Annotated in this window: 22 protein-coding genes; 12 read left to right on the top strand and 10 right to left on the bottom strand. The window is 74.8% G+C overall.

Annotated features, from left to right (window positions below; all coding sequences use genetic code 11):
• Nucleotides 1-3: 3 nt before the first annotated feature.
• From NLU66_RS17395 to NLU66_RS17405, 3 genes are read right to left on the bottom strand one after another with little or no spacing between them, the layout of a single operon-like run.
• A complete protein-coding gene (locus NLU66_RS17395; RefSeq protein ID WP_323374432.1) occupies nt 4-369 on the bottom strand; it encodes a MauE/DoxX family redox-associated membrane protein in 366 nt (121 codons plus the stop codon).
• Nucleotides 366-1,178, bottom strand: coding sequence for a GNAT family N-acetyltransferase (locus NLU66_RS17400; protein ID WP_259360853.1), 813 nt, complete (start codon nt 1,176-1,178; stop codon nt 366-368). Before NLU66_RS17400 ends, NLU66_RS17395 begins: the two co-directional genes overlap by 4 nt.
• A gap of 7 nt (nt 1,179-1,185) precedes the next feature.
• Nucleotides 1,186-3,249 (bottom strand): GxGYxYP domain-containing protein, encoded by a 2,064-nt coding sequence (locus tag NLU66_RS17405; RefSeq protein ID WP_259360854.1) that lies wholly within the window; start codon nt 3,247-3,249, stop codon nt 1,186-1,188.
• 318 nt (nt 3,250-3,567) lie between these two features.
• On the opposite strand from NLU66_RS17405, the gene NLU66_RS17410 reads away from it, so the two are divergent.
• Nucleotides 3,568-4,491, top strand: coding sequence for a serine protein kinase RIO (locus tag NLU66_RS17410; protein ID WP_259360855.1), 924 nt, complete (start codon nt 3,568-3,570; stop codon nt 4,489-4,491).
• 4 nt (nt 4,492-4,495) lie between these two features.
• Here NLU66_RS17410 and NLU66_RS17415 read toward each other — a convergent pair whose 3' ends face one another.
• Entirely contained in the window at nt 4,496-5,539 is a 1,044-nt protein-coding gene (locus NLU66_RS17415) for an ABC transporter substrate-binding protein (protein WP_259360856.1), read from the bottom strand.
• A 24-nt stretch (nt 5,540-5,563) separates the two neighbouring features.
• Between NLU66_RS17415 and NLU66_RS17420 the strand changes: the two genes are divergently transcribed.
• Both NLU66_RS17420 and NLU66_RS17425 read left to right on the top strand, forming a co-directional pair.
• Nucleotides 5,564-6,604, top strand: a complete 1,041-nt coding sequence (locus NLU66_RS17420; protein ID WP_259360857.1) for a FecCD family ABC transporter permease — start codon at nt 5,564-5,566, stop codon at nt 6,602-6,604.
• Nucleotides 6,601-7,677 carry a FecCD family ABC transporter permease gene (locus tag NLU66_RS17425; protein ID WP_259360858.1) on the top strand — a complete coding sequence of 359 codons (1,077 nt, stop codon included), beginning with the start codon at nt 6,601-6,603 and terminating at the stop codon, nt 7,675-7,677. Before NLU66_RS17420 ends, NLU66_RS17425 begins: the two co-directional genes overlap by 4 nt.
• On the opposite strand, the gene NLU66_RS17430 is transcribed toward NLU66_RS17425, so the two are convergent.
• A complete protein-coding gene (locus tag NLU66_RS17430) occupies nt 7,674-8,207 on the bottom strand; it encodes a TetR/AcrR family transcriptional regulator (protein ID WP_259360859.1) in 534 nt (177 codons plus the stop codon). The genes NLU66_RS17425 and NLU66_RS17430 overlap by 4 nt on opposite strands.
• A gap of 107 nt (nt 8,208-8,314) precedes the next feature.
• On the opposite strand from NLU66_RS17430, the gene NLU66_RS17435 reads away from it, so the two are divergent.
• The gene (locus NLU66_RS17435) at nt 8,315-9,829 is read left to right on the top strand and encodes an MFS transporter (RefSeq protein WP_259360860.1); all 1,515 of its coding nucleotides are present in this window, start codon (nt 8,315-8,317) and stop codon (nt 9,827-9,829) included.
• 3 nt (nt 9,830-9,832) lie between these two features.
• Here the strand turns inward: NLU66_RS17435 and NLU66_RS17440 are convergent, their stop codons facing one another.
• Entirely contained in the window at nt 9,833-10,408 is a 576-nt protein-coding gene (locus NLU66_RS17440) for a VOC family protein (RefSeq protein ID WP_259360861.1), read from the bottom strand.
• 80 nt (nt 10,409-10,488) lie between these two features.
• On the opposite strand from NLU66_RS17440, the gene NLU66_RS17445 reads away from it, so the two are divergent.
• Genes NLU66_RS17445 through NLU66_RS17460 form a run of 4 tightly spaced genes read left to right on the top strand, consistent with a single transcriptional unit; the run spans nt 10,489 to nt 13,758 of the window.
• Nucleotides 10,489-11,367, top strand: a complete 879-nt coding sequence (locus tag NLU66_RS17445; protein WP_259360862.1) for a maleylpyruvate isomerase N-terminal domain-containing protein — start codon at nt 10,489-10,491, stop codon at nt 11,365-11,367.
• Between the two features lie 3 nt (nt 11,368-11,370).
• Nucleotides 11,371-12,195 (top strand): nucleotidyltransferase domain-containing protein, encoded by an 825-nt coding sequence (locus NLU66_RS17450; protein ID WP_259360863.1) that lies wholly within the window; start codon nt 11,371-11,373, stop codon nt 12,193-12,195.
• Nucleotides 12,192-12,998 carry a TIGR02569 family protein gene (locus NLU66_RS17455; protein WP_259360864.1) on the top strand — a complete coding sequence of 269 codons (807 nt, stop codon included), beginning with the start codon at nt 12,192-12,194 and terminating at the stop codon, nt 12,996-12,998. The genes NLU66_RS17450 and NLU66_RS17455 overlap by 4 nt, the downstream gene beginning before the upstream one ends.
• 37 nt (nt 12,999-13,035) lie before the next feature.
• Nucleotides 13,036-13,758, top strand: a complete 723-nt coding sequence (locus NLU66_RS17460; protein ID WP_259360865.1) for a GNAT family N-acetyltransferase — start codon at nt 13,036-13,038, stop codon at nt 13,756-13,758.
• Here NLU66_RS17460 and NLU66_RS17465 read toward each other — a convergent pair.
• The 3 genes from NLU66_RS17465 to NLU66_RS17475 all read right to left on the bottom strand — a co-directional run bounded on the left by NLU66_RS17465 (nt 13,741) and on the right by NLU66_RS17475 (nt 15,309).
• The gene (locus NLU66_RS17465) at nt 13,741-14,220 is read right to left on the bottom strand and encodes a DUF1992 domain-containing protein (RefSeq protein ID WP_259360866.1); all 480 of its coding nucleotides are present in this window, start codon (nt 14,218-14,220) and stop codon (nt 13,741-13,743) included. The two genes, NLU66_RS17460 and NLU66_RS17465, sit on opposite strands and share 18 nt — an antisense overlap.
• Entirely contained in the window at nt 14,217-14,687 is a 471-nt protein-coding gene (locus NLU66_RS17470; RefSeq protein ID WP_259360867.1) for a YdcF family protein, read from the bottom strand. The genes NLU66_RS17465 and NLU66_RS17470 overlap by 4 nt, the downstream gene beginning before the upstream one ends.
• Before the next feature lie 154 nt (nt 14,688-14,841).
• Nucleotides 14,842-15,309: an SRPBCC family protein gene (locus tag NLU66_RS17475; protein ID WP_259360868.1), complete on the bottom strand. Its 468-nt coding sequence runs from the start codon at nt 15,307-15,309 to the stop codon at nt 14,842-14,844.
• Between the two features lie 62 nt (nt 15,310-15,371).
• On the opposite strand from NLU66_RS17475, the gene NLU66_RS17480 reads away from it, so the two are divergent.
• On the top strand, nt 15,372-15,707 hold the full coding sequence (locus NLU66_RS17480) for an ArsR/SmtB family transcription factor (protein WP_259360869.1): 336 nt from the start codon (nt 15,372-15,374) through the stop codon (nt 15,705-15,707).
• On the top strand, nt 15,698-16,372 hold the full coding sequence (locus NLU66_RS17485; RefSeq protein ID WP_259360870.1) for a cation transporter: 675 nt from the start codon (nt 15,698-15,700) through the stop codon (nt 16,370-16,372). The genes NLU66_RS17480 and NLU66_RS17485 overlap by 10 nt, the downstream gene beginning before the upstream one ends.
• On the opposite strand, the gene NLU66_RS17490 is transcribed toward NLU66_RS17485, so the two are convergent.
• A complete protein-coding gene (locus tag NLU66_RS17490; protein ID WP_259360871.1) occupies nt 16,348-17,391 on the bottom strand; it encodes a GNAT family N-acetyltransferase in 1,044 nt (347 codons plus the stop codon). The genes NLU66_RS17485 and NLU66_RS17490 overlap by 25 nt on opposite strands.
• Nucleotides 17,392-17,540: 149 nt before the next feature.
• Between NLU66_RS17490 and NLU66_RS17495 the strand changes: the two genes are divergently transcribed.
• Nucleotides 17,541-18,617: a MerR family transcriptional regulator gene (locus tag NLU66_RS17495; protein ID WP_259360872.1), complete on the top strand. Its 1,077-nt coding sequence runs from the start codon at nt 17,541-17,543 to the stop codon at nt 18,615-18,617.
• 36 nt (nt 18,618-18,653) lie between these two features.
• Entirely contained in the window at nt 18,654-20,768 is a 2,115-nt protein-coding gene (locus NLU66_RS17500) for an NADPH-dependent 2,4-dienoyl-CoA reductase (protein ID WP_259360873.1), read from the top strand.
• Nucleotides 20,769-20,770: the final 2 nt, after the last annotated feature.

The following is a 20,770-nucleotide window of genomic DNA, read 5'->3' on the forward strand; positions in this document are numbered from 1 at the left end:
CGATCAGCGTCTCCCGGCTCCCACAGCCTGGGCGATGAGGACCCCCTGGAGCGGCAGTCGACCCAGGGCGACCGCGTGACGCAGCGGAGAGGCGTCACGGGAGTCCAGCGCCATCTGGAGGTTCGCCGGGAACACGGCGACCAGCAGGGCCACCGCCGCCACACTGCCCCAGCCCCGGGTCCGGGGCGACATGAGCAGCCCTGCGACGACGAGCTCGGCACCGCCCGAGGCGAGGGTGTAGAACCGCGCGCGGCCGGGCAGCGCACGGGGCACGATCTCGTCGAATCCGGACGGCGCGGCGAAGTGGAGGACGCCCATCCCCCCGAACAGGACGGCGAGGAAACGGCGGTGGGGGTCGGGAGAGCTCACCCCGTGAGGGTATCGCGACTCCTCGCGCGCACCCAGGGCGTGGTGGTGGAGACTCGCGCCAGGCCGGAGCGCTCGAGGATGGGCTCGGAGAAGGGCGTCGAGTCGCTGTGGGCGTAGCGGAAGCCCTGCGCGAGGGCGGCGCGGGAGCGGGCGGCGGTGAGCGCCCGGTACAGGCCCCGGCCGCGGAAGACGGGCAGGGTCGCCCCGCCCCAGAGGCCCACGAAATCCGTGCCGGGCACGGTGATGAGCCGCCCGGCGGAGGCCATCTCCCCGTCGACCTCGGCGACCCAGAGCTGCGTCCCGTCCCCGGCGGCGACGGCCTCGACGAGGGCGTCGGCGCGGGCGGGGTCGACCTGCTGGCCGAAGGCGCGGTCGGTCATGGCGCTCACGGCGCGCACGTCCTCCGCCTCGAGCGCGCGCCGCACGCGGGAGCCCGGGGCGAGCGGGACCTCGCCGGTGAGGCCGGTGAGCGGGCCGATCATGATCGCCTCGGTCTCCTCCGCCGCGAAGCCGCGGCCGGCGAGGGCCTCCTCGAGGCCGGGGGCGTGGTCGTGCCCGCGGGTCTTCCACTCGATCTCGCCGGCACCCGCCTCCTGCAGCCTCTCGACGGCGGCGCCGACGAGCACGGGGAGGTCCGTCTCCCCCGCGAGAGTGCGGTAGGTGACGAAGCCTCCGCCGCCGGGGTGCACGGCGAGGGTGAGCGGCCCGAGCCGCGCGGACCACCCGGCGCCGAGCACCTCGGTGCCCTCGCGCAGCTGCGCGTCGTAGAGGGCGAGCAGCTGCGCGAGGGCGGTGTCGGAAGAGGTCACCCGGGCATCATGCCGTGCGGGAGAACAGATCGAAGAACTCGTCGGCGAGGACGACCTCGACCTCGCCGGGGAGGTCGGAGACGAGCTCGAGCACGTGGCTGGGCGTCCAGCTCCAGGCGTTGATGAGCCCCGCGATGAACAGCGGTCCCTTCCCGCCGTGCTCCTCGATCCTCTCGAGCAGCGCCGTGCGGAACACGTCGACGCCGCCGGGCGGGTAGAACATGCCGATCAGCGGCACGGCGGCGCCGGGCTCGGAGATCGTCCCGGCCTCGTCGGTCTGCATGATGCCGCGCAGGGGCACGTCCCGGGCGTAGGCCTCGAGGGCCCAGTCCGGCAGCACGGGCGGCGCCTCGCCGGGCTCGGGCGTCGAGTACGCGTAGACGACGTCGAGGCCCGTGCGCTCCTGGTACAGGCCGGAGAGCCGGGTGAAGACCCCGAACTCGTCCTGCGGCCAGGAGTCGCCGTAGGTGTAGCCGGCGCCGGAGGGTCCGCACACGAGCAGGTCGTTCTCGGTGGCGGTGCGCTGGAAGTGGTGGAGGATCGCGGGGCCGATGTCCTCGAGCAGCGGGGTGACGGTCCAGTTCAGGGGCACCTGGCCGCGATTCGGGTCGTCCCACAGCTCGCGCATGTGCCGCTGGCAGTACTGGATGTTGTCCCCCTCGCCCACGGTGAGGGTCACGTAGACGCGGTCCTCGGGCCGCCGCTGCGAGGGCTTCGAGGGCTTCGCCCGGGTGGGGGCGGGGATCGCGGAGAGCACGGAGGCGTTCATGTAGAAGTCCGCGGCGACGACGATGACGCCGGCGCGGCTGCACAGCTCGACGCCGGACCACTCCCCCGCCACGTCGTTCGAGAACCAGCCGGCGTAGACGGTCCCGGCCTCGACCCGCTCCAGCAGGTCCTCGAACTGGGAGCCGCTCGTGCCGGACGGCGGCAGCCAGCTCACGAGCGCCCCGGTCGCGACGGCGAGGTCGCGGAAGGAGGAGAACGGCTCGACGCGGGTGGGTGCCGACGAGGCGGCGGAGACGACGAACTCGTTCTCCATCTCGATCGCGGCGCTCACAGCGCTCGCCCCGGCGGGCACCTCGACGCGGTAGACGAAGGAGGCGCCGCCGTCGGCGAAGCGGAGCCCCTCCTTGGTGGAGGAGCCGGAGCCGTCGAAGAGGAAGGGCTCCTCCTCGGCGGTGCCGGGGACGAAGGAGGCGAGGACCTCGCCATCGGCGGTGATCTCGACGTGGTGCACGGCGCCGCCCCAGCCGTCGTCGGGGAACGAGTCGCCGACCTTGAGGAACAGGCCCTCCTCGCCGCCGTGGCCGGTGAGGTCGAGGGTGTAGGTGTCGAGGTTGGAGGAGTCGGTGACGCGCTCCTCCTCCCGCAGCAGCTCGGTCCACTCGACGCCCTCGACCGCGACGGTGTGGGTGGGCGGCAGGCCGACGAGGATCTTGTCGGTGCACTGCTCCCACAGGTGGGCCATGGCCCAGTCGTGGATCGCGGCGGGATCGTCCTCGAAGCGGCCGCGGAGGTCCTCGACGATCTCGATCCCGTGGGTCTCCGCCTGCTTGGCGGTCGCGACGACGAGGCCCCGGAGGCCGGCGATGGTGGTCGCGAGGTTGATCGTGTGGGGGACGTCGATGTCGTAGACGACGGCGCCGCCGATCCGCTCGCGGTAGCGGTCCACGAGGTCGAGCGGATCCTTCTCGCGCAGGGTGCGCACGCCGAGGTCCTCGACCCAGGTCTCGTCGACCGGGTCGGCGATGAGGTACAGCTGGGGCTTCTCGCGGTTGACGAGGCCCTGGAGCGTGATGAGCAGCAGGCGGTCGAAGCCGTCGAGCTCGCCGAGGTCCGCGACGCGCACGGTGCCGGCGCCGCGGAAGCTCGGGAACACGTGGTCCTTGCGCCAGCGGACGCCGCGACCGGGGCCGTCGCCGCCGGACGGGGCGCCGGGGGCGGCCGGGGCGGCGAGCGCCGGGGTGCCGAGGCCGAGCGCGGCGGCGCCGGCAGCGCCTGCGGTTCCGGCGAGCACGCTGCGGCGGCGGAGGGCGGGAAGGGAGCGGGAGTGCTGGGCTGACGTCATCGTCGCCTCCTCCTGAGGGGGAATGGGATGGCTCCTGCGGGTCGGGCTGCGACGAACCTAGCGATCAATTCCCACGAGGGAAAGGGGATCCCCTGAATCGGTTGAGCCACGTCCGTTCCGCCCGATCCCCCCGTGGACGATTATTCGCTCGACGGGGCCGACGGTCGCCGTCTACGGTGTGCGCAGTCGCCGCCCCGTGCGGGGCGCGCCCCGAGGAGAGGAGGACCCCATGGCTGTCACCGTGCTGACCCCTGCCGTCCTCCACCACCCCTCGACCCGCTGAGCTCCTGCGGGTCCCTCTCCCCGGGAGACACCCCCATGGCCTCGTCCTTCGACTGGGACACCTTCTACTCCGCCTCGCTCGTCTCCTCCGGCCTCGCCGATCCCGACGAGTTCCCTTCCGTGCCCGACGAGCCCGGCTCTGACCAGCGCTGGTCCACGTGGCCGCAGACGGCCCACACGATGGACCGCGGCCCGCAGCCCTTCCCCGACTGGGTCGTGCAGCACGATGGTGCGATCGACACCGAGCTCGGCGTGCTCAAGACCGGCAAGGAGGCCGACGCCTTCCTGCTCGAGCGCGCCCTGCCCGAGCACCGGCGCACCGGCGCCCCCGGCGAGCGCGCGCTCTACGTCGCCAAGCGCTACCGCTCCGAGAAGCACTCCTCCTTCCATCGCACGGCGCAGTACACGGAGGGCCGGCGGGTGAAGGACTCGCGGGAGGCGCGCGCCATCGCCAAGGGCACCGCCTTCGGCCGGGAGGCGGCCGCGGACCGCTGGGCGCGCGCCGAGTTCGACGTCCTCACCCGCCTGAGCGCCGCGGGCCTGCCCGTCCCGTACCCGGTGCAGGTGCAGGGCACGGAGCTGCTCATGGAGTTCGTGGGCACCGAGGAGGGCACGCCCACCGCCGGCGCGCGCCTGCACGAGGCCCGCCCCGAGCCGGATCTCGCGGACCGCTGGGCGGCGCAGCTGCGGCGCGTCGTCGTCACGCTCGGCGAGGAGCTGGGCCTCGTCCACGGGGACCTCTCCCCCTACAACGTGCTCGTGGACCCCCGCACCGGCGGGCAGGACCTCGTGGTGATCGACGTGCCGCAGGTGCTGGACCTCGTGGCGAACCCGCACGGCGAGGAGTTCCTGCGCCGGGACTGCCGCAACGTGTGCAGCTGGCTCGGCGCCCACGGAGCGGATCCGCGCCTCGTGGACGCCGAGGAGTGGGTCGCCGCCGCGATGCCGCGGGCCCGCTGAGGGCTCAGGCCAGGGTCTCCTGGAGCGTGGCGAGCACGTGCCGGGCGGCGGTGGGCCCGGTGTTGAGGTAGAAGGCGTCGTCGTCCACCTCGACGGCGTGGTCGGCGGCCACGGCGCCGAGCGCGGGCCACAGCGCGAGCGAGGTCAGCTCGGTCTCGTCGCCGCCCTGGACGCCGTAGAGGATCCAATCGGCGTCGGCCTGGTCGAGCTGCTCGGCGCTGATGTCGACGGAGGTCGTGTCGGTGAAGGCCTGGGACTCGGGGCGGGAGAGCCCGGCGTCCTCGGCGACGGAGCCGGAGAAGGAGGCGACGCCGAACACGCGGGTGCGGTCGCCGTTCTTGCGCAGGAAGGAGACGGTCGGGTCCCCCTCGACGGCCTCGCCCGCGGCGGCCGCGTCGGCGTGGAACGCGTCGAGCCAGGTCTGCGCCTGCTCGGTCCTGCCGAGCGCGTCCGCGAGCAGCAGCAGGTCCTGCTTCCAGTACAGGCCCGTGCCCTGCGTGGCGACGGTCGGCGCGATCTCGCTCGCGCTCGCGACGAAGGTCTCGGCGTCGTCCTTCCCGGCGACGTTGAGCACGATGAGGTCCGGGGCGAGGTTCGCGATCGTCTCGAGGTCGGGGTCGACGCGGCTGCCCACGAAGGTGACCTCGTCGAGCTGCGCCTTCTGCTCGGCGAAGGCCTCGGCGAGGTAGCCGGGAATCAGGTCCCCGCCGTCGCCGGCGGTCGAGCCGACGGGGACGAGGCCGAGGGTGAGCAGGGCGTCCATCTGCCCGGTGGAGATGACGACGACGCGGGCGGGCTCCGTCTCGATGGTGGTCTCGCCGGCGAAGTGGACGACGGTGCGGGGGAAGACGCCGTCGGCCTCGCCGCTGCCCTTGCCCTCCGGCATGGTGCGCGGGGTGGTGGGCTCCGTCGCGGCCGCGACCCCGCCGCCGTCGCTCGCCGGGCTCCCGCTCCCGGTGGCGTCCGCGCAGGCGGCGAGGGCGAGCAGGGCGGCGGGGGCGGCGAGACCGAGGGCCACGCGACGCGAAATGTGGGAAGGGGCGGTCATGTAAATAGCTTAGGGTCACCTCACGTGACGCTCGTTCCTCCGGCCACCGTGACGCCGCCCTCATCGCCGCCCCGCCGCCGCGCCCTGCCGCTCGGGGTGCTGGGCGGCGGGCTGCTCGCGCTCGGGGTGCTCGTGCTGCTGAGCCTCGCGCTCGGATCGAACCCGATCGGGGTCCACGAGGCCTGGCGGGGCCTGATCCATCCGGACGGCTCCCGGGAGGCGATCATCGTGTGGCAGCTGCGGATGCCGCGCACCCTGCTCGCGATCGGCGCCGGCTGCGCGCTCGCCGTCGCCGGGGTGCTCATGCAGGCCCTCACGCGGAACCCCCTCGCGGAGCCCGGGCTGCTGGGCGTCAACGCGGGCGCCTCCTTCGCGGTGGTCATCGCGATCTCCGTGCTCGGCGCGAGCGGCGTCGGCGAGTACTTCTGGTGGGCGCTGCTCGGCGCCGGGCTCGCGGCCGGCTTCGTGCACGCCGTGAGCGCACGCCGCTCCCGGGCGAGCGACCACGCGCGGCTCGTGCTCGCGGGCGCCGCGCTCGGCGCATGCCTCGGCGCCTGCACGGGGATCATCACCCTGTTCGACACCGACGCCTTCACCTCCTACCGCCTGTGGATGGTCGGCTCGGTCGCGGATCGCGGCACGGAGCCGTTGCTCGCGCTCGCCCCGGCGCTCGGGATCGGCCTCCTGCTCGCCGCCGTCTCCGCCCCGGCGCTGAACGCGCTCGCCCTCGGGGACGACCAGGCGACCGCCCTCGGGGTGCGGCTCCCCGTGCTCCGGGTGACGACCTTCGCCGCGATCACGCTGCTCGCGGGGGCGGCGACGGCCGCGGCCGGGCCGATCGGCTTCGTGGGGCTCGTGGTGCCCCACGTGCTGAGGCTGCTCGTGGGGGTGGATCAGCGCCTTGTGCTCGCGCTCTCGGCGGTGCTCGGGCCGGTGCTCGTGCTCGGCGCGGACGTGCTGGGGCGCCTGGTCGCGCCGCCCGGCGAGCTCGAGGTCGGCATCGTGACCGCGGCGATCGGCGCCCCGGTGCTGCTCGCCCTCGTGCTCTCGGCGAGGTCGCGATGACGGCGCCGACGGTGCGGCCCCATCTGGTCCCGGCGGGCCATGCGCTGCTGCGGCTGCCGGGAGGGCTCAGCCTGCTCGTGCATCGCGGCACCGCCGTCGTCACCGCCGTGCTCACGCTCGTCACCCTGCTGCTCGCGCTCGCGACGGTCCTCACCGGCGCCTACGAGATCAGCGCCGGGGAGGCGCTGCGCACCCTCGCCGGGGCCGGCAGCGACCTCGACCGCTTCGTCGTGGTCGGGCAGCGCCTGCCGCGCGTGATCGCGGCGGCGCTCGTGGGTCTCGCGCTCGCGGGGGCCGGGGCGAGCTTCCAGTCGCTCTCGCGGAACCCATTGGGCAGCCCGGACATCATCGGCTTCACGACCGGCGCCGCGACCGGCGGCCTCGCCGTCATCCTGCTCGCGGGCTCGGCGACCGCGGGGACCGTGGGTCTCGGGACCTTCGCGGGCGGGCTCCTCACCGCCGCCGCGGTGGTGGCCGTCGCCGCCCGTCGGGGCCTGACCGGGGACCGTCTCGTGCTGGGCGGGATCGCGATCGCGGCGCTGCTCGCCGCGCTCAACGATTACCTGCTCACGCGCGCCCCGATCGAGCAGGAGGAGACGGCGCGCGCCTGGCAGCACGGGAGCCTCAACGCGATCACCTGGGGGCCGGTGCTCCCGCTCGCGATCGCCCTCGCGGTGCTCGTGCCGCTGGGTCTCGCGCAGTCACGGTCCCTGCGCGCCCTCGAGCTCGGCGACGACCTCGCCGCCGGGGTGGGGCTGCCGCTGCGGCGGGCCCGGCTGCTCGCGATCGCCTGCGGCGTGGGGCTCACGGCTGCCGGCGTCGCGGTCGCGGGGCCGATCGGGTTCCTCGCCCTCGCGGCCCCGCAGCTCGCGCGCCGCCTCGCCCGCTCCCCCGGCGTCTCGCTGCCGCCCGCGATGGCGATGGGGGCGTGCCTGCTCGTCGGCGCGGACCTCCTCGCGCAGCGCCTGCTCGCGCCCTTCCAGATCCCCGTCGGCCTCGTGACCGCCGCGATCGGCGGCGCCTACCTGGTGTGGCTGCTGCTGTTCTCGCCGGCGGCGCGGCGGAGCGCCTAGCGCGATGCCTTGAGCCTCGCGACGACCTCGAGCAGACCTACGAGGTCAGCCGCGGAATGCCCACCGGCACCGACGGCCTCGCCGAGCAGCGCGTTGTAGTACAGCCCGTCGCCGATCAGCATGATCGCCTCGGCGGCAGCGGGGTCGCCCACCTCCTCGAGGATCAGCGCGAGCCAGCTCGCGCGGACGTCGGCGAAGGCGCGGCGCACGGGGGCGTCCTCGGTCCAGGAGAGCCGGGAGGCCGCGACGAGCGTGCGGTCGAAGGCGGTGTCCTCCCAGACGGAGGAGCGCACGTAGTAGGCGGAGGGGCCGTCGGGCGCACTGGCCATGAGCTCGAGGTCCGCGGCGGCGAGGTCGCGCAGGCGGCCGGCGAGGCCGTCGAAGAGCGCGGTCTTCGACGGGAAGTGGTAGAGCAGGCCGCCCTTGGAGACGCCGGCACGGGCGGCGACGGCGTCGAGGGTCGCGGCGCGCTCGCCGTCGTCGATGAGCAGCCCCTCGAGGGCGTCGAGCAGATCTTCACGGGCGGACATGACGAGCACCATAGGCGCTCGCGCTTTACTGTACCGTCTGGACGGTTTAGCGTGAGCGTGTCGCCGGCCGTGGCGGCACCCCCGATCCGCTCCGAGGAGGCGAGACCATGTCGACCCACGTCCCCACCACCGCCGTGACCACCGCTCGAAGCCGCTGGGCCGCCCTCGTGGTGCTCGTGCTCCCGGTGCTGCTGATCTCGGTGGACAACACCGTGCTCTCCTTCGCGCTGCCCGCGCTCTCCACCGCCCTGCAGCCCAGCGGCGCGCAGCTGCTGTGGATCGTGGACATCTACCCGCTGCTGCTCGCCGGCCTGCTGGTCCCCATGGGCTCCCTCGGCGACCGGCTGGGCCGTCGCCGCCTGCTGCTCATCGGCGCGGCCGGCTTCGCGCTCGTCTCCGCCGTCGCGGCCTTCGCCCCGAGCGCCGGCGCGCTCATCGCCCTGCGCGCCGGGATGGGCGTCTTCGGCGCGATGCTCATGCCCGCGACGCTCTCGCTGATCCGCAACATCTTCACGGACCCCGAGGAGCGCCGGCTCGCGATCGCGATCTGGGCGGCCGGCTTCTCCGGCGGCTCCGCGCTGGGTCCGATCATCGGCGGCCTCCTGCTCGAGCACTTCTGGTGGGGCTCCGTGTTCCTGCTCGCCCTGCCGATGCTCGTCCCGCTGCTCGTGCTCGCCCCGAAGCTCGTGCCCGAGTCCCGCGACCCGCAGCCGGGCCCCGTGGACCCCGCCTCGATCGTGCTGGTCATGGCCACGATGATCCCGCTCGTGTGGGCGATCAAGACGTTCGCCCACGACGGCGTGACGGTGGGCGTGGTGCTCGCCGCGGGCCTCGGCCTGCTGAGCGGTCTCGCCTTCGTGCGCCGCCAGCTGGTGCGCCGCGACCCGATGCTCGACGTGCGCCTCTTCGCGGTCCCCGCCTTCAGCGCCTCGATCGCCGCGAACCTGCTCAGCGTGTTCTCGCTCGTGGGCTTCCTGTACTTCGTCGCCCAGCACCTGCAGCTGGTCTCCGGCCGCTCACCGGTGCAGGCCGGCCTGCTGCTCGTGCCGGGCCTCGTGCTCACCGTGGTCATGGGCCTGCTCGTGGTGCGCCTCGTGAGGCGGGTGCGGCCCGCCCACGCCATGGCGGTGGGCCTCGTGCTGAACGCCGTCGGCTATGCGGTGATCCTCACCGGCGGCCGCGCCGGGTCCGACGCCGCCCTCGTCGCGGCGTTCATGATCCTCGGCGCGGGCGTGGGCATGGCGGAGACGATCTCCAACGACCTCATCCTCTCCGCGGTCCCTGCGCAGAAGGCCGGTGCGGCCTCCGCGATCTCGGAGACCGCCTACGAGACCGGCGCCGTGCTCGGCACCGCGGTGCTCGGCAGCATCCTCAATGCCGCCTACCGCGCCCACGTCGAGCTGCCCGAGGGCCTCACCGCCGCGCAGTCCGCCGCCGCCGGGGAGACCCTGGGCGGGGCGACCTCCGTCGCCGCGCAGCTCCCCACAGGCGTCGGGGACGCGCTGCTCGACTCCGCCCGCCACGCTTTCGACTCGGGCGTGACGATCACGGCGAGCGTGGGCCTCGTGCTCATGCTCGCCGCGGCCGGGATCGTGCTGCTCGCGCTCCGTCCCCGGGCCTGAGCCTCAGCTCCCCGGCGCAGGGGCGGGCAGCAGGCACAGCACGTTGCCGGAGGGATCCTCGAAGACCCGCCACGGCAGCGTGGGATCCTCCGTCACCTCGCGGCCGCCGCGGCGCACCAGCTCCGCGGCGGCCGCGTCCGGCTCCTCCCCCGGCGCGAGCCGCATGTCGAGGTGCGCCCGGTTCTTGAGCGGCCCCGCGGGTGCGGACTCCGGCACGAGCCGCAGCAGCGGACCCTCGCCGGAGGGGTGGCGGAGCCCGCCGGCCTCCGGCTCCCACGCCGAGAGCCAGGTCCAGAAGGCGAGGTCGCGGGGGACGTCCGCGCTCTCGAGGCGGATCTCCTCGAGCCGCTCGCGCCCCTGCTCCCCCGGGCCCAGCACCAGGTGCAGCCGCTCGGGCTCCTCCTCCGCCTCCGGCACGGCGATCACGCACAGGTCCAGGAAGGCCTCCCCGGGCAGATGGATCCGGGTCTCGACACCCTCGGGCAGCGTGGTGAGCCGCTCGGTGCCCAGCCGCTCCTCCCATTCGGGCCCGGTGACGAGCGGCTCCACGGCGTCGATGACCACGTTCTCGAGATGCATGGCCCCAGTCTCGGCGCCCGGCGCCGCCCTGTCGTCCGATTTCGGTTGTGGGGCCCTCCCGGTCGTGCTTGGCTCAGCCCATGACGCCCTCACCGTCCTCCGCCGCCCTCCCCGATCCGCTCGCCCTCATCGACGCGGAGGCCGCCCGCTCCTCCTCCGTGCTCGCCGCGACCGATCCCGCCGCCCCCGTCCCCACCTGCCCGGACTGGACCGCTCTGGACCTGCTGTGGCACGTCACCGAGGTCCACGAGTTCTGGGCGTCCGTGCTCGCCACCGAGGCCCGCACCGACGAGGACGCCGAGAAGGCCGACGGCATGAAGGACCCCCGGCCCGAGGGCGAGGACGCCCGCGAGCAGCTCGTCGACCGGCGCGCCCGCGCGACCGCCTCGCTGCTCGCCCAGCTCGAGAAGCGTCCCGACGACCAGGCCGCGTGGACGTGGTTCTCCGCGGATCAGAGCGTGGGCTTCACCCGGCGGATGCAGGTGCACGAGGCGACCATGCACCGCGTCGACGCCGAGCTCACGGCGGGCGCCGAGACCCTCTCGCCGATCTCCGAGGAGGTCGCGGCCGACGGTCTCGACCACGCCGTCGCCGTGATGTTCGCGGCGGGCCACGACTGGATCCCCGAGTGGGCGGAGCTCTCCCCGCTCGCCCTGCTGCGCCTGCTGCCCGAGGGCGGGGAGGCGCTGGACGTCGAGATCGCGCACTGGACGGGGACCCGTCCCCGCGACGGCCAGGAGTTCGACCACCTCGTCGCGCGACCGCTCCCGGAGGACGCCGACCCCGACGCCCTCCCCTTCGCGCAGGCGGAGGGCACCGCGCTCGCGATCTACCTGTGGCTGTGGGGCCGTTCGCCGGGCCTGGACCGCCTGCCCGGCGGCGCCCGCCAGGTGGAGCTCTCCGGGGACGAGGACGCCGTCCCCCACGTCATCGACCTGCTCGCCCAGGGCATGGACTGAGCCGTGCTCACGGACGACCACCTCGGCGCGATCGCCGGGCGCCTCGTCGAGGTTCCCGGCGTGGAGGCGGTCGTCCTGGGAGGCAGCCGCGCCCGCGGCACCCATCACCCGGACTCCGACGTGGACCTGGGGCTGCTGTACACCGCGCGTGGCCTCGACCTGACGGCGCTGCGGGCGGCCGCCGCGGAGATCGCCGGGACCGAGGTCGAGGTCGCGGGGCCCGGCGGATGGGGCCCGTGGGTGGACGGCGGCGCGTGGCTGCGGATCGACGGCACGGCGGTGGACCTCATCCTGCGGGACGCCTCGAGGGTGCGGGAGCAGCGGGACCGGGCGCTGCGCGGCGAGTTCACCGTCCACCAGCAGACGGGCCATCCGCTGGGCTTCCTCGATGTGGCCTATGCGGCTGAGGTCGCGATCTGCCGCCCGCTCGCCGATCCCGGCGGCCTGGCCGAGGTGCTCCGGAGTGGCCTCCTCCCCTATCCGTCTGCGCTGCGGGACACGCTGATCGGGCACCTGTGGACCGCCGAGTTCATCGCCGCGGGCGGGGCGAAGGTCGCCGGCCGCGGCGACCTGGCGTTCGTGCAGATGTGCGCGGCGAGCGCCCTCCTGTGGTGCGCGCACGCCTGGCACGCCGAGGCCGGAGAGTGGGCGACGACCGAGAAGGGACTCGTGCCCGGCGTCGCAGCACTGCACATCGACACGCACGGCTTCGCCGACGCGGCGGCCGCCGCCCTCTCACTGTCCGACCCCGCAGAACTCGCCTCCGGAGCCCTGGCCCTCGTCCGCGCGACGCAGCGACGACTGGGGCGCGAGAACCGGCCGTCGTGAGCGAGTCACCTCCCCCGCCGGACGTCCTGCGCGCCTTCGGTCTCGCCGGCGATCCGACGCCGCTCACGGGCGGACAGGCCGGCGCCTGGCGCGTGGGCGGGACGGTGCTGAAGCAGGGCGTCGACCCGCTGCACCAGGAGTGGACGGGCACGGCGCTCGGCCCCCTCGACCAGGTCGGGTTCCGCCTGGCCGACGTGCGCCGGGCCGGCGACGGTCGCTGGGTGGTCGACGGCTGGGGCGCGTCGGGTTTCCTGCCGGGCACCTCGTCAGAGACGGGGTCGGTCGACTGGGCGACGGTGCTCGACGCCGGACGCGCCTTCCACGCCGCGACCCGCGCGCTGCCCCGGCCCGCATGGCTCGCGGAGCGCAGCGACTGGTGGGCTCACGGAGACCGCGCCGCGTGGGGCGACCGGACCGAGGAGGTCATGGCCCCGCTCCGCCCGCTGGTCGAGGCGCTCGAGCCGCTCCTCGAGCCGCTCGGCCCGGACCAGATCGTCCACGCGGACCTGACGGGGAACGTCCTCCTCGAGCCCGGGTCGCCGCCGGGGATCATCGACGTCTCCCCGCTCTGGCGGCCCGCCGCGTACGCGGAGGGCATCGTCGTCGCTGACGCCCTGTGCTGGCACGGCGCCCGCGCGGACCTCGCACGGAGGACCGGGGTGAGCAGGGCCGCCGTCGCGCGCGGCCTGCTCTTCCGCGTGCTCACCACCGAGGCGATGCAGCGCGACCGTCCGGACCCCGCAGCGCTCGCGCGGGACATCGACCACTACACGGCCGCGCTCCCCGAGCTCGACCGGATCTGACCCTCTCTTTCTCTCTCCCCACCGGAAGGCCCCACTCGTGTTCTCCCCGCTCGTCCACGCGCAGTGGAGCCCGGATGCCGCCCGCCCCGCGGCATCGGACCGGGTGGCGGTCGCCGTCGACCCCACGCTCACGGAGCGGAGGTCCGTGTCGCTGCTGCATCCCGAGGAGGGCCCGTCGCTGCTCACGCTCTCCCCCGCGCGATCGGACCAGCTCGGCCTCGCGAGCGGCGAGGACGTCGAGCCCCGGGAGCTCCGGGCCCGGCTGGACCGGCACGGGATCACCCTGAACGACCCGGACGTGCTGTTCATCCTGCCCCTCGCGGAGCAGACGGCGCTGCGCGCCGAGGGGCCCGATCCCCGCACCCGGGAGCTGACCGCCGCGGACGCCCCGCTGTTCGAGGAGTTCACCCGCGCGGCCCCGGAGGACGATCTCGACGAGGCGTTCGTCGAGCTCGATCACTGGCTCGTCGTCGGCACCGTCGTGGAGGGGCGGCTCGCGAGCGTCTCGAGCATGTACCCCTGGGGGGAGACCCGCTTCGCGGACCTCGGCGTCATCACGCTGCCGGAGCAGCGGGGGCAGGGGCTGGGCCGTGCCACGGTGCGGGGCATCAGCGCGGCGGCCCTCGATCGCGGCTACGAGCCGCAGTACCGGTGCCAGGTCGAGAACACGTCCTCGATCGCCCTCGCGGAGTCCGCCGGATTCCGGAGGCTCGGCAACTGGGAGATCATCGACGCGGAGCGGTCACGCCCCCTCGCCTGAGCTCCCGCCGAGCAGGCGGCGCCACCAGGGTCGCCGCCGCGCTGCGACCTCCGCGACCGGCGCCGGTATCACCGGCTCCTCCTCCGCGCGCAGCTCGCGCCAGCGCTCGACGGCGGCGTCGGCCGGCATCTCCGGGGCGAGCATGCGGGCCATCGGGCTCGCCGCGCGATCCTCGCGCACGCGCCGCGTGAAGTCCTCCGCGTACTCGCGCACGGACTGCTCGTCGGGCAGCTCGCGGAGGGTGTCGTCCCGCTGCTCGTGCTCGCGGCGCAGCAGCACGACGACGGGCAGGAGCGCGTCGCGGTCGACGTCCTCCTCGTCGAGGCGCTGCTTGATCCACCAGTCCGGATCATGCGTGCTCGGCAGCTTCAGCGGCTTGCCGGCGCCGGGGAGGTCGTCGAAGTCGCCGCGGGCGATCGCCTGCTCGATCTCGCCCTGGACCCTGGCCTCCTCGCGGTTCATGCCCTCCAGGATCCCAGCATGCGCGCGCGGCGCAAGCCCTCGATGCCGATCACGGCCTCCGCGGGGCGCAGCCACCAGCCCTCGAGGGGGCGGGAGCGGTCCGCGGGGGCGAGGTGCGCGGCGAGGTCGGGGCGCAGGCGGCGCAGGAACTCCTGGGCACGCAGCTCGTGCAGCGGGTCGGAGGCGAGGACGATGCGGTCCGCCCCCTCGAGGAAGGGCACGGACAGGCGCACGTTGTCCTCGGTGGAGCGGCTCTCGGTCTCGAGGGCGAGGGCGCCCCGGTAGCCGAGCGGTCCGCGCAGGTGCGCGGCCATGAGCTCGGCCTCGGGGACGGTGGAGCGCACGGCGCCGCCGCTGAGCACGAGCACCGAGGAGGCGGCGCGGGGGTGGCGGGAGCGGAGCCCCCGCTCGAGCCGGCGCCGGTTCACGCCGTTGAGCTCACCGGGCGCGTTGCCGTAGCCGAGCACGACGACGACCTCCCGCCGGGGCGCCGCCGGGCCGGGGGGCGCCGCGGCGCGGACGGCGCGGGTCGCCTGCAGCGTCGCGGCGCCGGAGAGCGCGAGCAGCCCCGCGACGGTCGTGACCGTGACGAGCAGTGCTCGCGAGAGTCCGCTCAGCGGGTCACCGTCCCTCGACGAGGGCGGCGAGGCGGTCCACGGAGGCCTGCAGCTTCGCGCTCGTGGTGGCGCGGGCCTTGACGATCCGCGCCTCGTCCTCGAGGTCCGTCCAGTCGTAGGTGTGGGTGACGCGGGTGCGGCCGTCCCCGAGGTCCACGAGATCCCAGCGCCATTCGTGGCCCGGGGTGGGCTCCCCCTCCGGGGAGGGCCTCCAGGCGATCGAGCGGCCCTCCTCGAAGACGGTCACGTGGTTCTCGCGCACGGAGCCCTTGGTGAGGGTCATGCGGAACACGTCGCCGAGCGCGCGGACCCGCTGGCCCTCCGCGGCGGAGCCGAGGTTGTCGTTGCCGTCCCAGCGGGGCTGCTGAGCGGGGTCGGCGATGAGCTCGAAGATCTCCGCGGCGGGCGCGGCGACCTCGGCGGAGGCGGTGACGATGCGGGGCTGGTCCCCCGGCTGGGGCTGATCGGTCATGGGGTCATCCAACCACTGTCGACCCTCTCAATGGTTCAGCGTTGCGTGTACTGTCTCGTGGCATGAGCGCACCGACCACCACCGGGCACACCGCGGCCGTCACCCGCGTGGGCCACGCCCTCGCCGATCCCACCCGCACCCGGATCCTGCTCGCCCTGCGCGGCGGTCCCGCGCAGCCCTCGACCCTCGCCGCGGAGCTCGGCGTCACCCGCCAGGTCATGTCCAACCAGCTCGCCTGCCTGCGCGGATGCGGGCTCGTCACCGCGACCAAGGAGGGGCGCAGCGCCTGGTACACGCTCGTCGATCCCGCACTCGCCGGGACCCTCGACGATCTCCTGCGCCTCACCCTCGCGCTCGAACCGGACTGCTGCACCGGGACGGAGTGCCGATGCAGCTGACCCCCGACCGTCGCCTCGTCCTCCGCCGACGGATCCGCCTGATCGTCGCCGCGACGATCACCTACAACGTGGTCGAGGCGGTCATCGCCCTCGCGGCGGGGCGCGCCGCGACCTCGATCGCCCTGATCGGCTTCGGCCTCGACTCGATCGTCGAGGTGCTCTCCGCCGCGGCCGTCGCCTGGCAGTTCTCCGCCGAGGACCCGCATCGCCGCGAGCGCACGGCCCTGCGGCTGATCGCCGTGTCCTTCCTGGGGCTCGCGGTGCTCGTGAGCGCCGGCGCGGTCTCGACCCTGCTGGGCCTCGCCACCCCGGAGCGCTCCACGACCGGGATCGTGCTCGCCGCCGTGAGCGTGCTGCTCATGCCGGCCCTCTCGCTGCTCGAGCGACGGGCCGGGACGGAGCTGGGATCCGCGAGCGCCGTCGCCGATTCCCGCCAGACCCTGCTCTGCTCCTACCTCTCCGGGGCCGTCCTCCTCGGGCTGCTCGCGAACGCCCTGCTCGGCTGGTGGTGGGCGGATCCCGTCGCCGCGCTCGCCATCGCGGCGCTCGCGGTGCGCGAGGGCCTCGAGGCGTGGCGCGGCGAGGCCTGCGCCCAGCCCGTCTCCGCCCTCCTCGAGGAGGACGGCGGAGCGGGCGGGGATCACGCCGGCTGCTGCCGCCCCTGATACCCCACCTCGCGGAAGGCGACCTCGTAGCCGAGCTGCTCGTTGATCGCGATCATCCACGGGTTCACGTGCGAGTTGAAGGTGATCAGGCGCCGCACGTGCGGGGCGCGCGCGGCGAGCTCGCGGTGCGTGGCGACCTTGAGCGCGAGACCCAGGTGGTGCCCGCGGTGATCGGGCATGACCAGCGTGTTCTCCTGCCAGCCGAGGGTCGCCTCCTCCCCCTGCTTGAGGTGGATGACGGAGTTCCCGGCGACGGTGCCGTCCGGCGCGATCGCGACGGACTGGTACTGGAGGATGCCCTGCTCGGCGCGGCGGCGCTCCGACGTGCGGATCCGCTCGGGCGTGTACTCCGGAGCCTCGTACTCGAGGTCCTCGTCGGGGTCGTCGAGGTCGAGCTGGCGCAGCAGCGCCCCGTAGGAGGCGAGGTGCTCCTCGGGCACCGGGTCCTCCCAGATCTCGATGCGGTAGTCGCCGAGCTTCTCCTCCGCCTGCGCCCGGAGCTCGTCGAGCATCCCCGCATCCAGCGGCAGCGTGAGCGCACGGCACACGCCGATGTTCTTGCGCGACACCCCGAGCCGGGCGGCGATGCGGTTCGCGGGCAGGGACGGCTCGTCCGGGTCGCCGTCGGCCCCGATCTCGCCCCAGGCGTCGACGAGCGGTCGGCCGGACTCGCGGATCGCCGGCAGGAGCGCCTCCTCGACGAGGGCGGTGCCGATCCCCCGGCCGCGGAAGGCGGGGTGCACGGCGCAGCCCACGGAGATCATCTCGAGGTTGTCCTGGAGCGGCTCGAAGGTGCCGGCGCGGCCCACGAGCTGCTCGCCGCCCTCGATCGTCTCCGCGATCGCGACCCAGCGGCGCGAGCGGTGGTAGGGGGTGTCCTCGAGGGTGCTGCGGCGCTGCGCGAGCGTGAAGGGCTGCACGCCGCCGAAGGCGTCGAGGTCGAGCGCCTCGTCGAGGGCGTTGTACTGGATGAGCTCGGCGTCGGAGGAGAGGTCCAGGGGGCGGATCGTCACGTGCATGACGGCAGTCGACCACGGCCTGACCGGCGGCGTCGACGGATTTTCCGCGACCTGCTTGACTCTGCCCCGGGGGCAGTCCCGAGCGTCGTGCGTGCCGGGATCGCCCCGGTGCCCGAGGGATCGGGCGAGGACGACCGACAGGAGACGGCGTGGACCAGGAGCCCCTGCTGAGCATCGGCGAGCTGTCCGCCGCGAGCGGGCTGAGCGCGAAGGCGCTGCGGCTGTACGACGAGTCCGGACTGCTGCCCCCGCGGCGGGTGGACCCCTTCTCGGGGTACCGCTCCTACGGCGCCGACCAGGTGCCGCGGGCCCGCCGCATCGCCGCCCTGCGCGGCGTGGGCATGGGCCTGGCCCGGATCGGGGTGCTGCTGGACCTCGAGCCGGCGGCCGCCGCCTGGGAGCTGCGCTCCTGGTGGCGGCAGGAGCAGGCCGACTCCCTCTCCCGCGCCGCCGCCGTCGGCCTCCTCGTCCGCGATCTCGGGGAGCTCCCCGAGGAGACCGCCATGACCGACATGACCGACCATCCCGCCCTGATCGCCGCCTCCGCCCTGCACCGCGGGCACGTGCGGCCCGCCCAGCAGGACGCCGTCCTGCACACCGAGCTCGGCCCCGGCACCCTGCTGCTCGCCGTGGCCGACGGCTTCGGCGCGGAGGACGCGCTCTCCGCCCGGATCCTCGCGGCGCTCGAGGCCGCCGTCGGCGACGCGCTCGCCGCCGGGGCGGATCCGACGGCCGCGCTCGAGGAGGCGTGGGCGGCGGCCGAGGTGCTCGTCCCCCCGGGGGACGAGTCCGGCTCGACCCTCACGGCGGCCCTCCTCACGGGCGGCCGCCTGCACGTGGCCCATGTGGGCGACGGGCGGGCGCTGCTCGTGCACGGCGACCGGGTCGACCCGGTGACCCAGGACCACACGCAGGTGCGCTCGCTCGTCGCCGCCGGGCGCCTCACCGCGGAGGAGGCCGAGGGCCACCCCCAGCGGGCGGTGCTCAACCGTGCCCTCGCCGCGGGCGCGCCCACCGCGCCCGACCTGCTCATCCGCCGCATCGAGCCCGGGGACCTGGTGGCGCTGCTCTCCGACGGGGTCCATGCGGTGCTCGACCCGGCGCGGCTCGCGAGCCTGCTGACCGGCGTCGATGCGCCGGAGGCCCTCGCAGCGCGGATCGTCGAGGAGACCCTCGAGGCGGGGGCGCCGGACAACCTCGCGCTGGCCCTCGCGCGCGTCGGCTGACACGAGGGGGCGGGCGGGCCTGCGACAATGCTCGACATGGCCAGCCCGCACCCCTCTGCCGCAGCGTCGCGGTACCGGACCCTGCTCTCCCCGCTCGACCTCGGTCCCCTGACCCTGCGCAACAGGATCGTCATGGGGTCCATGCACACGGGGCTCGAGGACCATCCCGGGGACGCCGGCCGCCTCGCCGCCTTCCTCGGCGAGCGCGCCCGCGGCGGCGCGGGCCTCATCGTCACCGGCGGCTTCTCCCCCAACCGCTCGGGACGCCTGAGCCTGGACGGCGCGCAGGCGAGCGAGCACCTGCTGCGCCGCCACACCCGGATCACGCAGGAGGTCCACGAGGCCGACGGCCGCATCGTGCTGCAGCTCCTGCACGCGGGCCGCTACGCCGCCCAGCCGCTCGCGGCCTCCGCGACCGCGGGCCGCTCCCCGCTCTCCCCCTTCCGCTCGCGCCGCCTCACCCGCCGCGGCGTGTCCCGCACGATCGAGCAGTTCGCGGCCTCCGCCCGGCGGGCCGTCGAGGCCGGCTACGACGGCGTCGAGATCATGGGCTCCGAGGGCTACCTGCTGAACCAGTTCCTCGCCCCGGCGACGAACCGACGCCGGGACCGCTGGGGCCGCGGCGCGGAGGGCCGGCGGGCGCTGCCGCTCGCGGTCGCCGCCGCCGTGCGCGAGGCGATCGGTCCCGATGCCCTGCTCACCTACCGCCTCTCGCTCGTGGACCTCGTGCCCGGCGGGCAGACCTGGGACGAGACGATCGTGCTGGCCCGCGGCCTGCAGGAGCGCGGCGTGGACGTGCTCTCGAGCGGGATCGGGTGGCACGAGGCGCGCGTGCCCACGATCGTCACCTCCGTGCCGCGCGGCGCCTTCGTGCCGCTCACCGCGCAGCTGCGGCGTGAGGTGGACCTGCCGGTCATCGCCTCGAACCGGCTGCACGACCCGGACCTCGCGGAGTCGGTGGTCGCCCGCGGCGACGCGGACCTCGTGTCGATGGCGCGGCCGCTGCTCGCGGATCCGCATCTCCCTCGCAAGCTCGCCGAGGGTCGCTCGGGCCAGATCGTCGCGTGCATCGCGTGCAACCAGTCCTGCCTGGACAAGGTCTTCGACCACCAGCGGGCGAGCTGCCTGGTGAACCCCCGCGCGGCCCACGAGACGGAGCTCGTGCTCACCCCGGTGGTCCAGCGCCGCGCCCGGAGGGTCGCCGTCGTCGGCGCCGGTCCGGCCGGTCTCGAGGCGGCCCTCGCGGCCGCGGAGCGCGGGCACGTCGTCACCCTCTTCGAGGCCTCGCAGGAGATCGGCGGGCAGCTGCGGCTCGCCGCCCGCATCCCCGGCAAGGAGGACTACGCCCTCGCGCTGCGCTCGTGGCGGATGCGGCTCGCGGCGGCCGGGGTGGGGATCCGCCTCGGCACCCGGCCCTCCGCGGAGGACCTCCAGGAGTTCCACGACGTCATCGTCGCGACGGGCGTGACGCCGCGGCTCGTGGACCTGCCCGGCTTCGCCCCGCAGGCCGAGGCGCCCACGACGGGACCGCAGGTCGTCACCTACCAGGACCTGCTCGAGGAGCGCGCGGTCGCCGGGGAGCGGGTCGCGATCATCGGCGCGGGCGGGATCGGCGTGGACGTCGCCGAGTACCTCACGAGCCCCATCCCCTCGGCGACGCTCGACGCCGCGACCTGGCGCGAGCACTGGGGCGTGCTGGACCCCTCGGCGCACCGCGGCGGGGTCGCCGCGCGCCGGACGCCGCCGGAGGCCCCGGCGGACCCGCCGACGGACGGTCGCCGTGCCCGCGAGGTGCACCTGCTGCAGCGCAAGGAGACGAAGATCGGCGCGGGCCTGGGCCGCACGACCGGCTGGGTGCACCGTGCGGAGCTGCGCCGCGCCGGCGTCGTGCAGCACACGGGCGTCGCCTACGAGCGGATCGACGAGCAGGGTCTGCACCTGCTCGAGGACGGCGAGGAGCGGGTGCTCGACGTGGACACGGTCGTGCTGTGCACGGGCCAGGAGAGCGTCACCGGCCTCGCCGCCGAGCTGCTCGAGGCGCGCAGCGGCCGCCTGCCGCGCGTGCACGTGATCGGCGGGGCCGACGTCGCCGCCGAGCTCGACGCGCAGCGGGCGATCCGTCAGGCCGTCGAGGTCGCCGCGGCGCTCTGATC

This window comes from Brachybacterium sp. NBEC-018, assembly GCF_024860185.1.
Lineage (GTDB): Bacteria > Actinomycetota > Actinomycetes > Actinomycetales > Dermabacteraceae > Brachybacterium > Brachybacterium rhamnosum.